The following is a 14221-nucleotide window of genomic DNA, read 5'->3' as shown; positions in this document are numbered from 1 at the left end:
CCGCGATGAGCAACGACGATCGTACCCAGTTCATGCCGACGCCCGGTGGCCGTGGCGCCGATCCATTCCGGCCGGACCCTGGCCGTCCGGACCCGGGTCGTCCGCAGCCTGCGCCGCTGTCGATGCCGGCCGCGCCGGTCCTGACCGGCAAGGCCGAGGGCCTCAACCCGTTGGAAAGCGCCGCCGGCCCGCTGTTGGCCCTGCTGACGCGCCTGCGCAACACCATCGCCCACCCGGCGCCGGCCAGTTTGCGCGCACAACTGCTGGCCTACCTGCGCCAGTTCGAAGAGCGCGCCGAGGCCGCCGGGGTGGTGCGCAACGATGTGTTGCTGGCCCGCTACGCCTTGTGCACCGCGCTGGACGAAGCGGTGTTGAGCACGCCGTGGGGTGGCACCAGTGATTGGGGCAAGCAAAGCCTGTTGATCACCGTGCACAACGAAGCCTGGGGCGGCGAGAAGGTGTTCCAGCTGCTGGAGCATTGCCTGCAAAGTCCCCGTGAGCGCTTGTACCTGCTGGAGCTGTTGTACCTGTGCATGTGCCTGGGTTTCGAGGGGCGCTACCGGGTGATGAACGACGGTCGCAGCCAACTGGAAGCGTTGCGTGAACGCACCAGTGCGGTGATCCGCAGCGCCCGGGGCGACTACGAGCGCGAGCTGTCGCCGCACTGGCGCGGTGTCACCGTGGCCCGTGATCGACTGGCGCAATTCATGCCGCCGTGGATCGCCGTGGCCATCGGCGCGGCCTTGCTGCTGGCGCTGCTGTTCGGCCTGCGCATGAAACTGGCCTCCGATGCCGAACCGGTGTTCAAGAACATTCACTTCCTGGGCGAAATCCCGGTGCAGACCATCGACCGCCCCGTGGTGCAGCCGAAAGTGGTCGAACGCCCACGCCTGGCAGGCTTTTTGGCCGATGAAATCCGCGCCAACCGGATTGCCGTGGAAGACGCCGTCGACCGCTCGGTGGTGACCATTCGCGGCGATGAACTGTTCGCCTCGGGCAGCGCCAGCATCAAGGACGATTTCCAGCCGCTGATGCTGCGCATCGCCGATGCGGTGCGCAAGGTCAAGGGCCAGGTCCTGGTCACCGGCCACAGCGACAATCGGCCGATCGCCACTCTCCGGTTCCCGTCCAACTGGGCGTTGTCCGAAGCGCGGGCCCAATCGGTGCTGCAAATTCTTTCGGCCAAGACCGGCCAGCCCGAGCGCTTCAGCGCCGAAGGCCGCAGCGACACCGAGCCGTTGGCGTCCAACGCTACCCCAGAGGGGCGTGCGCGCAATCGTCGGGTTGAAATCACAGTATTGGCGGAGGGGGTCGAGTGAAGGCGTTTTTCAGTTTTATGACCCGCTGGGTCATCCCATTGCTGGGGCTGATCGCCCTGAGCCTGATCATCTGGTTCGTCGGCCCGCTGCTCGATTGGCTGGTGCCTGAAGGCCGCCGCTGGGCCTTGATCATTCTGGTGTTCGCGGTGTGGATCGCCTACCGGGTGTTCCGCATCATCCAGGCGCGCCGTCAGGCCGCCGAAGTGATGCGCAGCCTGGCGGCGCAAACCCCGCCCGACCCCACCAGCATCGCCACCGCCGAAGAGCTCGAAACCCTGCGCCAGCGCATGGACGAAGCCTTGGCCCTGCTCAAGAAAGCCAAGCTGGGCGGTGATGAGCGTCGCAACCTCTACGAGCTGCCGTGGTACGTGATCATCGGCCCGCCGGGTTCGGGCAAGACCACCGCGCTGGTCAACTCCGGGCTGCATTTCCCGCTGGCCGCGCAACTGGGCGCCGGTGCCGTGCGCGGTGTCGGCGGTACGCGCAACTGCGATTGGTGGTTCACCGACCAGGCGGTCCTGCTTGACACCGCCGGCCGCTACACCACCCAGGACAGCGACGCGACCATCGACAAGGCTGCCTGGCTGGGCTTCCTGGGGCTGTTGAAAAAGCAACGGGCCCGACGCCCGATTGACGGTGCGTTCATTGCCATCAGCCTGTCCGACCTGCTGCTGGGCAGCGACGCCGAGCGCGCCGCCCATGCCGCGGCGATTCGCTTGCGGATCCAGGAGCTGTACACCCAGTTAGGCGTGCGCTTCCCGATTTACCTGATGCTGACCAAGCTCGACCTGGTGCCCGGGTTCATGGAGTATTTCGATACCCTGAGCAAGGAAGAGCGCGCCCAGGTCTGGGGCATGACCTTCGCCCTGGACGATGGCAAGAGCAACGACAGTCCGCTGGCACACCTGCAAAGCGAATTCACCGGCCTTGAGCAGCGCCTCAACGACCGTCTGGTGGAGCGCTTGCAACAAGAGCGCGACCCGGCGCGGCGCGACCTGATCTACGGCTTCCCCCAGCAGTTCGGCGCCCTGAAAGATTGCCTGCAAAGCTTCCTCGAAGGCGTGTTCAAACCCAACGCCTTCGAAGAGCGCGTGTTGCTGCGCGGTGTGTATTTCACCAGCGGCACCCAGGAAGGCAGCCCGATCGACCGCCTGATCGGCTCCATGGCCCAGAGCATGAACCTGGACCGCCAGCACCTGGCGCGCCAGACCGGCACCGGGCGCAGCTACTTCATCGAAAAACTCTTCACCGCCGTGGCCTTCGCCGAGCGTGGGCTGGTGGGCGTCGACCCGAAAGTCGAGCGTCGACGCAAGTGGATCGCCCGCGGTGTTCTGGCCTCCACGGTGGTGCTGGTGCTGGTGGTCAGCACATTGTGGTGGGTCAGCTACCGTGCCAACCAGGCCTACATCGCCCAGGTCGATCAGAAGGTCGCGCCATTGGGCCAGACCGTGCAGAACCTCAGCCCGGCGCAACGGGATGTGCTCGCGGTGTTGCCATTGCTCAACGCCGTGAAACACCTGGCCGACGACGCCCCGAGCTGGGCCGAAGGCCTGGGCTTGTACCAGGGCGACATGCTCGAAGCCGAGTCCGGCAGCGTCTACCGCAAGCTGCTGATCGCGGTGTTCGCGCCACGCCTGCTGACGCGTATCGAAGAGCAACTGCACAGCGGCGGCAATTCGGATTTCCTCTACGAAGGCTTGAAGGCCTACCTGATGCTCGCCGACACCGAGCATTACGATGCCGACTTCATCAAGGCCTGGATCGCCCTGGATTGGGATCGCAGCCTGCCGCGGGACTTGCCGGCCGAGCAGCGCCAGGCCCTGGCCGCGCATTTGCAGGCACTGTTCGAGCGACGTCCGCCCCTCGCGCGCCTGGACCAGCGCCTGGTCGAAGACCTGCGTCGCCAGTTGCAGCAATTGCCGGTGGCCCAGCGGGTCTATGACCGGATCAAGCGCCAGAAACTGCCCGAAGGCATCCCGGACTTCCGTATCAACGAAGCCGCCGGGCGTGACGCGGCGCTGGTGTTCAGCCGCAAGAGCGGCAAGCCGCTGGGCGAGCCACTGAGTGGGTTCTTCACCGTCAAGGGCTACCGCCAGGGCTTCTTGCTCACCAGCCTGAGCCAGACCGGCACCCTGGCTGAAGAGCAATGGGTGCTGGGCCATGAACAGGCCGATCAGCAGAACGTCGCCAGCCTGGCCGCCGATGTGCGTCGCTTGTACTTCCAGGACTACCTGCGCCAATGGGACGCCTTGCTGGCCGACATCGACTTCGTGCCGATCACCAGCGTGGCCCAGGCCGCCGATGTGCTGCGGGTGATTTCCGGCCCGACTTCGCCGCTGAAAAAGCTGCTGGTGGCGGTGGCGAAGGAAACCGACCTGCAACAGGATGAACGCCTGCTGGCCGCCCAAGGTGCGCCGGTGGAAGGCGGCGTGGACAAGCTAAAGGAGCGTTTGGGCAGCTTGCTCGGCCAGGAGCAGGCGACGCCAAACGCGCCGGCGGCGAGCGATGACCCGATCACCGCGCACTTCGCCGAGCTCAACAGCATCGTCAGCAAAAGCGAAGGCGAGCCGGCGGCCATCGACGGTCTGTTGGCCGACATGAACGCTCTGTACGTGCAGGTCAGCGCCATGGTCGGGGCCAGCGGCGACGCCTTGCTTGGCGAAGCCAAGAACCAGGCCACGGCCGCCGCCACGCGGGTCAGCCTCAACGCCGAACGCCAGCCGCCGCTGGTGCAGGGCTTGGTCAAGTCGGTAGTCAACTCCACCACCAACAGCATGATGGGTGGGGTGCGCAACCAACTGAACGCCGCCTGGACCAGCGAAGTGGTGAACATCTATCGCCAGTCCCTGGCCGGGCGCTATCCGATGTCGCCGGGCAGTGCGCGGGACGCGACCCTGGATGATTTCGGTCAGTTCTTCGGGGTTGGCGGGGTGATGGACAACTACTTCCGCAAGTACCTGCAACCCTACGTCGACACCTCGACGCCGACCTGGCGCTGGCAGCCGGGCGCGGCGCAGAAGCTCGGCATCGCCCCCAGCGTGCTGCAGACCTTCCAGCGCGCGGCGACCATCCGCGATGCGTTCTTCCGTTCCGGCGGCACCCAGCCGATGGTGCGCTTCGAACTCAAGCCGGTGGCGATGGACTCGACCATCACTCAGTTCCTGCTCGACCTCGACGGCCAGCAGTTGAGCTACGACCACGGCCCGAGCCGCCCGACCGCCATGCAGTGGCCGAACCCGGGCAGCATCGGCGTGGTGCGGATCTCCATCATGCCGCCGTCGTCCAGCGGGCGTTCCGGCATCACCCTGGACGGGCCGTGGGCCTGGTTCCGGCTGCTGGAGCAATCGGACCTGACCGCCGGCAACTCGCCGGATCGCTTCAACCTGCGGCTGCGGGTCGATGGTGCCAGCGCCTCTTACGAGCTGCGGGCCAACAGCGCCTTCAACCCGTTCAAGAGCCGGGTGCTCAGCGGCTTCAGCCTGCCGGAGCGGCTATGAGTACGCCGGGCTTCTATGGAAAGTTGGCCAGCCGCGGCGACTTCGTCAGCCGTGGCTTGCCCCAGGGGTTTATCGGCCCGTGGGATTCGTGGCTGGCGGCGGGTTTGCTCGCCAGCCAGAGCAGCCTCGGCGAGCGCTGGCTGGATGCTTATCTGGTCAGCCCGCTGTGGCGCTTCATGGTCGCGCCGGGTGTGTGTGGCCCGGACGCCGCCGTCGGGGTGGTGATGCCGAGCATCGACCGGGTCGGCCGTTATTTTCCGCTGACCGTCGCGGTGCTGCTGGAACCCGACGCGGATCCGGCCTCGGTGGTGGGTGGTGCGGACGAGTGGTTCGAGCGGGTCGAGAACCTGTTGCTGAGCACGTTGAGCGTGGAGGCCAGTTTCGAGGCGTTCAACGAACAGCTGGAAACCCTCGGTAGCCCGATGTGCCTGCCGCGTACGTCGAGCAGCCGTTTCGCCAGCCTGCATCGCTTCGATGCCACCGACCCGCAGCGGCGCATGAGCGCCCTGGCCGAGGCGGCCTGCGAAGGCGCGAGCCTGTGGTGGGGCCAGGGATCGGAGCGCATTGCCCCGGGTTTGATGCGCTGCCAGGGATTGCCGGCAGCCGCCGATTTTGCGCAATTTTTGCTCGGCCAAGAAGGTGTTGTGTAGATGCGTCCAAGTGCCGGAAAAGCAATCAAGTCTGCAAGCAAGAGCCATGTCGGGATGGTCCGCCAGGTCAACGAAGACGCCTGCCTGGACCTGCCGGAAAACGGCCTCTGGGTGGTGGCCGACGGGATGGGCGGGCACGCGGCGGGCGACTACGTCAGCAGCCTGATCGTCGACAGCCTGCGCGGCATCGCCGTGGGGCGTTCGCTGGACGAATACGTCGCGGCGCTGCAAAGCGATCTGCTACGGGTCAACGCCGCCGTGCGGGAAGAAACCGCCAACCGTGGCGTGACCATGATGGGCAGCACCGTGGTGGTACTGGCCGCCCGCGACCTGCGGGGCATGTGCCTGTGGGCCGGTGACAGCCGCCTGTATCGCCTGCGCGACGGCGTGCTCGAAGGCATCTCCCGGGACCACAGCTACGTCCAGGATCTGCAGGACAGCGGCCTGCTCAGCGAAGCCGAGGCGCGGGTGCACCCGCGGGCCAACATCGTCACCCGGGCAATTGGCGTCGAGGCGCAACTGAACCTGGCGCTGACCGAGCTGCTGCTGGTGCCTGGCGACAGCTACCTGTTGTGCAGCGACGGGCTGACCAAGACCGTCGAGGACGATGAGATCCGCGAAGTACTGAGCCACGACGAGCCCGGCGAAATCGCCAGCAGCCTGGTGTCCCTGGGCTTGATGCGCGGCGCGCCGGACAACATCACCGTGGTGGTCGTGAAGGTGCCGTCATGAGCTTGACCCTGAACATTGTCATCCCCGGCTACGACATCGAAGGGCCGATCGGCGAAGGCGCGATGGCCAGCGTGTACCTGGCGACCCAGCGTTCGCTGGAGCGCAAGGTGGCGTTGAAAGTGATGGCGGCAGCCCTGGCCGCCGACCCGACGTTCTGCGAGCGTTTTTTGCGCGAAGGCAAGACCCTGGCGCGCTTGTCGCACCCGCACACCGTCACCATCCATGACATCGGCAACGTCGGTGAGTTGTATTACATGGCGATGGAATACCTGCCCAACGGCACGCTCAAGGAACGCATCGCCGCGGGCCTGACGCCGGAGCAGGGCCTGACCTACATCCGCCAGATCGCCTCGGCCCTGGGCTATGCCCACGGCTTGGGCTTGGTCCACCGCGACGTCAAGCCGGCCAACATTCTGTTCCGCGCCGATGGCACGGCGGTGCTCTCGGACTTCGGCATCGCTAAGTCCTTGGACGACCGCACCCAGTTCACCCAGGCCGGCTTTGCCGTCGGTACACCCAGCTACATGAGCCCGGAACAGGCCCGTGGGCAAGACATCGACGGTCGCGCCGACCTGTACGCCCTGGGCGTGGTGCTTTACGAAATCCTCGTCGGCAAACTGCCGTATACCGGCAACGACGCCCTGTCCACGGCCCTGGCCCACCTGACCGAACCGTTGCCGGAGTTGCCGGTGCACCACGGCCGTTACCAGGACGTGTTGCGCAAACTATTGGCGAAGGACCCGGCGGAGCGTTTCCCGGACGCGGCGGCGTTGCTGCGGGCGCTGGATACCCTGCCTGAGGAGTCGGAAGCGACGCTGATCCGGCCGTTGTCGTTGCAACTGCCGACCACGCCGCCGGTGGATGACTTGGCGGGCTTGACGCCCATGTCCATCGACATTCCCAGCGGCCCGGCTTATTCACCACCGCAGCCACAGTCGAAGCCGCAGTCCAAGCCCGTTCCGCCGCCGATAAAGCCGACGGTTCAATCCTCGGTGTCGGAGCAGCGCAAGGGCCCGGTGTTCGCCCTGGCCGCCGTTGCGGTCGCCGTGGCGCTGGCGTTGGGTGGCGCGGGTTATTGGTGGCTGGCCGGTGACGATGGCAAAGAGGTGAAGACGCCAGTGGCCACGACCACCTCGGTCAAGCCACCGGAAGTGAAGCCGCCGCAGGCCCCGGAAGTGCCCGCGGTCAAACCGCCTGTTGTCCCTGCGGCTCAACCGCCCGTGGCGACCGAGGCCGACGGCGGCCAGCGTCCGCTGTTGATGGCCGGCAAGAAGACCCTGTTCCAGCGTGTGCTCAGCAAGCCGGGGGCGAAACTCGCCGAGGCGCCGGGTGCCGCGCCGGGCAAGGCATTGCCGGCGTTTTCCGTGCTGTACGTGTATCAGCGCAAGGACGTCGACGGCGGTTCGTGGGTGCGGGTCGGTGCGGCCACTGACGGGCGCAGCGACGGCTGGTTGCCCGCCGCCCAGGTCAGCGACTGGAAGCAAAGCCTGGTGCTCAAATTCACCGAACGTTCCGGCCGTGCGCCAGTGATGTTCCTGCGTCAGCCTGGCGAAGTGGAAAAGCTCCTGGCTAACCCATCGGCCGCCAAGAACGTGTTGCTCAAGGCCCAGCAGAGCCCGCAGGACGACCAGCAAGTGCTGGCCCTTGAGCCGGCCGCCAGCGCGGTGCCGCAGAGCCAGTTCTACCTGCTGCCGATCTTCGATTCCCGCGAAAGCCTCGATGAAAACGGCCAGCCGGTGCAGTTGCTGAACGTGGCGTCCATCGACCCGGGCAACACCCCCAAGGCGACGGGCAACACGCCGATCACCACCGCCAACGCCGACGCGTTCCGCACCGCCGTGGTGCTGGTGGTGGACACCACCGTGTCGATGCAGCCCTACATCGACCAGGTGCGTGACGTGGTCCACGAACTGCAAACCCGCATCGCCGAGCGCGGCGAGTTGGACAGCGTCAGCTTCGGCATGGTGGGTTTCCGCAGCAGCATCAAGAAAACCCCGGGCCTGGAATACGTCGCCAAGACCTTGATCACCCTCGAGCAGGGCCGCGATCCGCAGCGCTTCATGGAGCTGGCGCGGCAGGTCAAGGCATCGACGGTGTCGAGCCATTCGTTCAACGAAGATGCGTTCGCCGGGGTCATGGAAGCCGTCGAAGGCATGGACTGGTCCGGTTACGGCGGGCGCTTGATCCTGCTGGTCACCGACGCCGGTGCCCTGCGCAAGAACGACCCGTTTGCCGCCACGCAAATGAACGAGGCCGAAGTGCGCCAGGCGGCGCTGGGCAAGCAGATCAAGATCTACGCCTTGCACCTGCTCAGCGACGCGGGCAAGAAAACCCATGCCGGCGCCCAGAGCCAGTACCGCACCCTGACCGCCGACGCCAACCCGCAGATCGGCGACCTGTACATTCCGGTGCCGGGCGCCGACGTGCGCAAGTTTGGCGAGCGGGTCGGCGAGATCGGTTCGGTGTTCGCCGACCTGGTGCATCAGGTGCGCAGCAACAAGGCGCAAAGCGTGCCACTGCTCAGCTCCGCGCCGAGCCTGGCCGACAAGTCGGCCGCGGTCGGCTACGCGATGCACATGGATTTCCTGGGGCGCAAATCCGCCAGCCAGGCGCCGCAGCTGGTCAGCGCCTGGACCGCCGACCGCGACCTGACCAATCCGGCGCTGCCGGCGTTCCAGGTCTGTGTGATGCTGACCAAGCTGCAACTCAACGACCTGCAGCAGTCGCTGAAGCTGATTGTCGACGCGGCCCGCAAGACCCAGAGCTCACCCAAGGATTTCTTCCAGGAAATCGCCAGCGCCAGTGCCTACATGAGCCGCGACCCGTCGGCCCTGCGCAAGGGCGGCAACCTGGCCGACGGCGGGATTCTGGGCGAGTACCTGGAAGGGCTGCCGTACCGCAGCAAGTCGCTGAACATGACCCAGGACTTGTGGCTGTCCTTGAGCGTGGCCGAGCAGGAAGATTTCATCGACGAGCTGGATTCGAAAATCCGCCTCTACGAAACCTTCCACAACGACCTCGCCAACTGGGTGCGCTTCGGCGACGCCGAGCCGGGCGATGCCTTGTACCGCGTTCCGTTGTCGACGCTGCCGTGATGCTGACCCTGAACGCAGTGCACAAAAGCCGGGGCGCCGGCAGCCAGCGCTACAGCCTGGTGATTCCACGGCTGCAATTGCGCGGCGGTGAACAACTGGCAGTGGTCGGCCCCAGCGGTTGTGGCAAGAGTACGTTGCTGGACCTGCTGGCGCTGGTGTCGGCACCGGATCAGGCTGGCCGGTTCGACTTCACGCCCGCCGACACGCCGCTGGACATCGCCAAATTGTGGCGTGCGTCGCAACAGGGCACCTTGGCCGAGCTGCGCAGCCGTTACCTGGGTTATGTTCTGCAAACCGGCGGCCTGTTGGGCTTCCTGGATGTGCGCGGCAACATCGCGTTGTCGCGCAAATTGCTGGGCTTGAAGGATGACGCAAGCGTGACGCGCCTGGCTGGGCAGTTGGACATCGCCGATCAACTGGACAAGAAACCGGCGGACTTATCCGTCGGTCAGCGCCAGCGGGTCAGCTGTGCCCGGGCGTTGGCCCATGGGCCGCGCCTACTGCTGGCCGATGAACCGACTGCCGCCCTCGACCCGCTGAACGCCGAGCGCGTCATGCAGTTGTTGGTGGCCCAGGCTCGCGAACACGGTGTGTGCTGTGTGGTCGCCACCCACGACGAGGCGCTGGCCCGCGCCAGCGGTTTGCAGGTGCGCCGCATCAGTTGCCGTCGCGATGCCGACGGCGGTGTCACCGCCACCCTCGGGGAGGCTTGCTGATGCGCGGCGCGCTGGTGGCTTCCCTGGCTTGGCAGGATTACCGCAACGATGCCTGGCTGTCGGCCTGCTCGGTGCTTGCTCTGGTGGCCGTGGTGGCGCCGCTGCTGGTGTTGTTCGGGCTGAAGTTCGGCCTGGTCAGCAGCCTGACCGAGCGCTTGCAGAACGATCCGGCCACTCGGGAAATCATCCCCTTGGGCGGCGGTCGCTTCAGTGCTGAATTCATCGAACAATTGGGCCAGCGTGGCGACGTGACCTTTGCCTTGCCGCGCACCCGCCAGATCGCCGCCACGGCGGATCTGAGCAGCGAGGCTTCGGCCGTCACGGTCGAGATGATTCCCACCGCGGCCAACGATCCCTTGTTCGAGCATTTGCCGGTGCCACAAGGCTTGGATCAAGTGGTGCTCAGCCAGACCGCCGCTGAAAAGCTCGGCGCCAAGGCCGGCGATTGGGTGCAGGCCAGTTTCGGCCGGCAGGTGGCCGGTCGCAGCGAGGCGCAGCGCACTCGCGTGCAGGTATTGCACGTGCTGCCCCTGGAAGCCTTCGCCCGGGACGGCCTGTTTGCACCGCTGGCCCTGCTGGAGGCCGCTGAAGATTACCGCGACGGCCGCGCCGTGCCCGCGTTCGGCTGGGCGGGCGATGCGCTGAGTGTGGCCGGGCAACGGGTCTATCCGGCGTTTCGTTTGTATGCCCGCAGCCTCGGCGACGTCGAGCCGCTGCGTCAGTATTTCGCCGCGCAGAACCTGTTGGTTTCGACCCAGGCCCAGACCATCGCACAAGTGCAATCGCTGAGCCGCAATCTGTCGATCGTGTTCTGGATCATCGCCGGGCTGGCCTTGACCGGCGCGTTCGCGGCGATCTTTGCCGGCGCCCTGGCGGCGGTCGAGCGTAAGCGTCGGGAGCTGTCGGTGTTGCGCCTGCTGGGGGTGTCCACCGCGGCGTTGTTGCTGTTCGTGGTGCTGCAGGCGCTCTACAGCGCCACGTTTGCGGCCCTGCTGAGTGCCGGCCTGTATGGCCTGGCGCAGTCGGGCCTGAATTATTTATTTGCGCAGATGCCCGGCGAATACGCCAGTCATCTGTTGGTGCGTCACTACACCTTGGCCCTGGTGGCCGTGCTCGGCGTCAGCGCCGTCGCGGCGGCTTGTGGTGGCTGGCGGGTGGCGCGCATCCAGGCGTGTGAAGGAATTCGCGATGTATAAGTTATTGGGCGCCGCCGTGGCGCTGAGCCTGGCCAGCATGGTTTGGGCAGATGAAGGCACGGACAAGCTGGACAACCCCAAGCCGTTGCCCGACGACGTCAGCCTGCCGCTGCCGTGCGAAGGCCAGATGGTGTTCCGCTACGTCTACATCCTCGCCCAGGGCACCCTGGACGACCGCGAGATCAGCCTCGGTTACCCGTTCAGCGAAGGCGAGGCGGGCTATCAACAGTCGTTCATTTCCGGCTACCGGCGCGACTTCATCAACGGCCAGTTCACCCTCAAGGACCTGCCCACGGACTGGAACAAGACCATCATGCCGTTGATGCCCAAGACCGACGCCAAGACGCCGCTCAAGCCGATGCTGTACTTCATCGGCAAGTACGAGGTCACGGCCCGCCAATACGCCCAGGTCATGGCCCAGGCGCAATCGCTGGCCAGCGGCGAAGCGGCGCCGGCCTGCGAAACCCTGCAAGCCGATTTGCCCCAAGGCGTGGCGGGGCGTTTGCCCAAGGTGAAACTGTCGAAGTTCGAGGCCGAGCGCTTCTCGGCGGTGTACAGCGCCTGGTTGATGAAATACCACAAGGACCTGCTGCCGGTGAGCGGTCGCGGCACCTCTGCCGAAGACGGCGGGTTGGGTTTCGTGCGCTTGCCGACGGAAGTCGAATGGGAATTCGCCGCCCGCGGCGGGCAAGCCGTCAGCCGCCAGGACCTGGAAGGGCGCCTGTTTCCCCGGCGCCTGGAAGGCAGTGAGAGCGACGGGCCGCTGGCCGATTGGGCGGTGTTCAACCAGGTCGCCGGTGGCACCGGCCAGGCAGCGCGGCTGATGCCCATCGGCACCAAGCTGCCGAACCCCATCGGTCTGTTCGACGTGGTGGGCAACGCGGCCGAGATGGTCCAGGAATCCTTCCAGTTGGTGCACGCCGGTCGCCGCCAGGGCGCCTATGGCGGCTTCGTGGTCAAGGGCGGCAACTACCTGGAAGGCGAGGGCACGTTGTTCACCGGGATGCGTCGCGAGTACCCGCTGTTCGCCGCCGACGGTACCGAGCAGAGCAACGAAACCACCGGCTTCCGCGTGGCCGTTGGGGCGTTGTCGGCGCCGCGTTCACGCTACAAGGAGTTGTTCGCCCAATGGCAGAAAGAAGGCCGCCTCGCGTCCCTGACCGACGCCATCGATGACGCCGACGACCCGACCAAACGCCTGGACAGCATCATCGCCGCCAGCGCCGACCCGCGCCTGCAAGCCGAACTGGGCCTGGTCAACGAAGAGCTCAAGCGCAACGTCTCGCTCATCGCCCAGCAACGCGAAGAAGCGGCGGGCAACCTGATCCAGTCATCGGCCCTGGTGGCCGAGACCGTCAACAACTACAACATTCGCCTGACCAATCTTCAGAACAGCCGGCAAGCCGCGCTGGATGCCAAGGATGAGGCCAGCGCGCAACTGTTTGCCACGGCCATCGACAATGGCCGCAGCGCGCTGGATGGCGCGGTGGCGATCTACATCGACAACCTGGCCACCGGCACGCGCTACACCGATGCCGTGATCCAGGCGCAGTTCCAGCGCATCAAGGAAGAATTGGAGCGCAAACCGGTACTGGGCAAAAGCCTGGTGGCGCGTGCAACGTTATTCGTTCGTCATGTCGGGGATTATCGTCAGCAAAAACGAGCCGACCCGGCGGCGATATTGAAGGAATTGCTCGCATCGAACGCTCAGCGGTCTTGAGCGTTCGTTGTCAGCGAGCTTGGAAGGGACTCAGGCGGCGATAGCGCCGTGCTGAGCTGGTCAACACTTAAACGAGAACACAACTATGCTTTTCTCCCGTAAACCATTTGCTTCGGTTTCCAAGCGTCACTTGCTGATGGTCGCTGTCGGCTTCAGCACCGTACTGACCGGCTGCGCCACGTCGCCGACCTCCAAGGTCGCCTCTAGCACCAAGGTCGAGTACTACCCCAACTGCTACGAGCCGGTGCAGCACCTGCGCTCCACCGAAGGCAACATGACCAAGTCGGTCGTCACCGGTGCCGCTGTCGGCGCCGTCGGTGGTGCGCTGCTGGGCGCCCTGACTGCCGACAAGGAAGACCGTGGTCGCAACGCCGCCATCGGTGCTGCGGGCGGCGCCCTGGCCGGTGGTGCCGCCGGTTACTACACCGAGCGCCAGAAGCAGATCGCCGATGACAACCAGCGCATCGCTTCCTACGCTGCCGACGTCAACAAAAGCGTCTCCGACATCGACCGCAGCACCGCTTACGCGAAGACTTCGCAGCAGTGCTACCAGAATGCGTTCAGCAAACTGGTTGCCGACCGCAAGGCCAAGACCGTCAACGACACCGAAGGCCGCAAGCGCCTGGCGGAAATCGTCGCTGGCCTGAAAGAGTCGAACGACCTGATCGTCGCGGTCAATGGCAAAGCCTCCGAAGATCTGAACAACTACACCCAGGCCTACGAGAAAGACCTGCAGCAAGTGGGTGTGCAGCGTACTGACGTGGTGACTGTGGCCACTGCTGATACCACGCCGGTCGTGGCTCAGACCACCAACAAGAAAAAGAACAAGAACGTACAACCGGCCAAGAAGAAAGACCTGCCGACCGTGCCGAAAGAAGCGGTAACCACCGAGAAAACCCTGCTGACTGCCAAGGCCAAGCAGGATGAAAGCAAGCAGGTTGCCAGTGCCGGTACTACTCAGGTCAATAGCATGTGCAAAAACCCGGACCTGGGTGACTGGGCACCGGTTCCTTGCCCGAATGTTTGATTGAGTGAGGGCTGCTGATCATTGGTCAGCAGCCAAAACCTGTGGGAGCGGGCTTGCTCGCGATAGCGTCCGTTCAGTTGGCATCCCTGTTGACTGACCCGCCGCCATCGCGAGCAAGCTCGCTCCCACAGTTGTTTTGTGTTGCCGGTGATATCTGCGACACCTCCAATCCTCTGTGGGAGCGGGCTTGCCCGCGAAGGCGGCCTTCTAGCCGGCCTGTCTCTTGCGGTTGTACCCCGATCCAATTGGTGGGAGCGAGCTTGCTCGCG

Annotated in this window: 9 protein-coding genes; all 9 read left to right on the top strand. The window is 65.4% G+C overall.

Features of this window, described 5'->3' with window-relative positions; all coding sequences use genetic code 11:
- Nucleotides 1–5 precede the first annotated feature (5 nt).
- The 9 genes from BT125_RS12975 to tagQ all read left to right on the top strand — a co-directional run bounded on the left by BT125_RS12975 (nucleotide 6) and on the right by tagQ (nucleotide 13952).
- Entirely contained in the window at nucleotides 6–1319 is a 1314-nt protein-coding gene (locus tag BT125_RS12975) for a DotU family type VI secretion system protein (protein WP_072407488.1), read from the top strand.
- Complete coding sequence (tssM, locus tag BT125_RS12970) at nucleotides 1316–4816, top strand: type VI secretion system membrane subunit TssM (RefSeq protein ID WP_072407486.1); 3501 nt, start codon at nucleotides 1316–1318, stop codon at nucleotides 4814–4816. Before BT125_RS12975 ends, tssM begins: the two co-directional genes overlap by 4 nt.
- Complete coding sequence (gene tagF / locus BT125_RS12965; protein ID WP_072407484.1) at nucleotides 4813–5466, top strand: type VI secretion system-associated protein TagF; 654 nt, start codon at nucleotides 4813–4815, stop codon at nucleotides 5464–5466. The genes tssM and tagF overlap by 4 nt, the downstream gene beginning before the upstream one ends.
- Nucleotides 5467–6198, top strand: a complete 732-nt coding sequence (locus BT125_RS12960; protein ID WP_003206909.1) for a PP2C family protein-serine/threonine phosphatase — start codon at nucleotides 5467–5469, stop codon at nucleotides 6196–6198.
- Entirely contained in the window at nucleotides 6195–9293 is a 3099-nt protein-coding gene (locus BT125_RS12955) for a serine/threonine-protein kinase (protein ID WP_072407482.1), read from the top strand. The genes BT125_RS12960 and BT125_RS12955 overlap by 4 nt, the downstream gene beginning before the upstream one ends.
- Nucleotides 9293–10009, top strand: coding sequence for an ABC transporter ATP-binding protein (locus BT125_RS12950; protein WP_072407480.1), 717 nt, complete (start codon nucleotides 9293–9295; stop codon nucleotides 10007–10009). The genes BT125_RS12955 and BT125_RS12950 overlap by 1 nt, the downstream gene beginning before the upstream one ends.
- Nucleotides 10009–11205: an ABC transporter permease gene (locus tag BT125_RS12945; RefSeq protein WP_072407477.1), complete on the top strand. Its 1197-nt coding sequence runs from the start codon at nucleotides 10009–10011 to the stop codon at nucleotides 11203–11205. The genes BT125_RS12950 and BT125_RS12945 overlap by 1 nt, the downstream gene beginning before the upstream one ends.
- Complete coding sequence (locus BT125_RS12940) at nucleotides 11198–12925, top strand: formylglycine-generating enzyme family protein (protein ID WP_072407475.1); 1728 nt, start codon at nucleotides 11198–11200, stop codon at nucleotides 12923–12925. The genes BT125_RS12945 and BT125_RS12940 overlap by 8 nt, the downstream gene beginning before the upstream one ends.
- Nucleotides 12926–13010: 85 nt before the next feature.
- Nucleotides 13011–13952: a type VI secretion system-associated lipoprotein TagQ gene (gene tagQ / locus BT125_RS12935; protein WP_072407473.1), complete on the top strand. Its 942-nt coding sequence runs from the start codon at nucleotides 13011–13013 to the stop codon at nucleotides 13950–13952.
- Nucleotides 13953–14221: the final 269 nt, after the last annotated feature.

The sequence above is a fragment of the Pseudomonas sp. NFACC04-2 genome (genome assembly GCF_900119265.1).
In the GTDB taxonomy this organism is placed as follows: Bacteria; Pseudomonadota; Gammaproteobacteria; order Pseudomonadales; family Pseudomonadaceae; genus Aquipseudomonas; species Aquipseudomonas fluorescens_AA.
This window is presented reverse-complemented; position numbering and strand designations above follow the sequence as displayed.

Excerpts from the sequence above, each read along its gene's own strand:
- tagQ (WP_072407473.1), top strand. The coding sequence starts at position 13,011 with ATGCTTTTCTCCCGTAAACCATTTGCTTCGGTTTCCAAGCGTCACTTG.
- BT125_RS12950 (WP_072407480.1), top strand. The coding sequence starts at position 9,293 with ATGCTGACCCTGAACGCAGTGCACAAAAGCCGGGGCGCCGGCAGCCAG.
- BT125_RS12955 (WP_072407482.1), top strand. The coding sequence starts at position 6,195 with ATGAGCTTGACCCTGAACATTGTCATCCCCGGCTACGACATCGAAGGG.
- tagF (WP_072407484.1), top strand. The coding sequence starts at position 4,813 with ATGAGTACGCCGGGCTTCTATGGAAAGTTGGCCAGCCGCGGCGACTTC.
- BT125_RS12945 (WP_072407477.1), top strand. The coding sequence starts at position 10,009 with ATGCGCGGCGCGCTGGTGGCTTCCCTGGCTTGGCAGGATTACCGCAAC.
- BT125_RS12960 (WP_003206909.1), top strand. The coding sequence starts at position 5,467 with ATGCGTCCAAGTGCCGGAAAAGCAATCAAGTCTGCAAGCAAGAGCCAT.
- BT125_RS12940 (WP_072407475.1), top strand. The coding sequence starts at position 11,198 with ATGTATAAGTTATTGGGCGCCGCCGTGGCGCTGAGCCTGGCCAGCATG.
- BT125_RS12975 (WP_072407488.1), top strand. The coding sequence starts at position 6 with ATGAGCAACGACGATCGTACCCAGTTCATGCCGACGCCCGGTGGCCGT.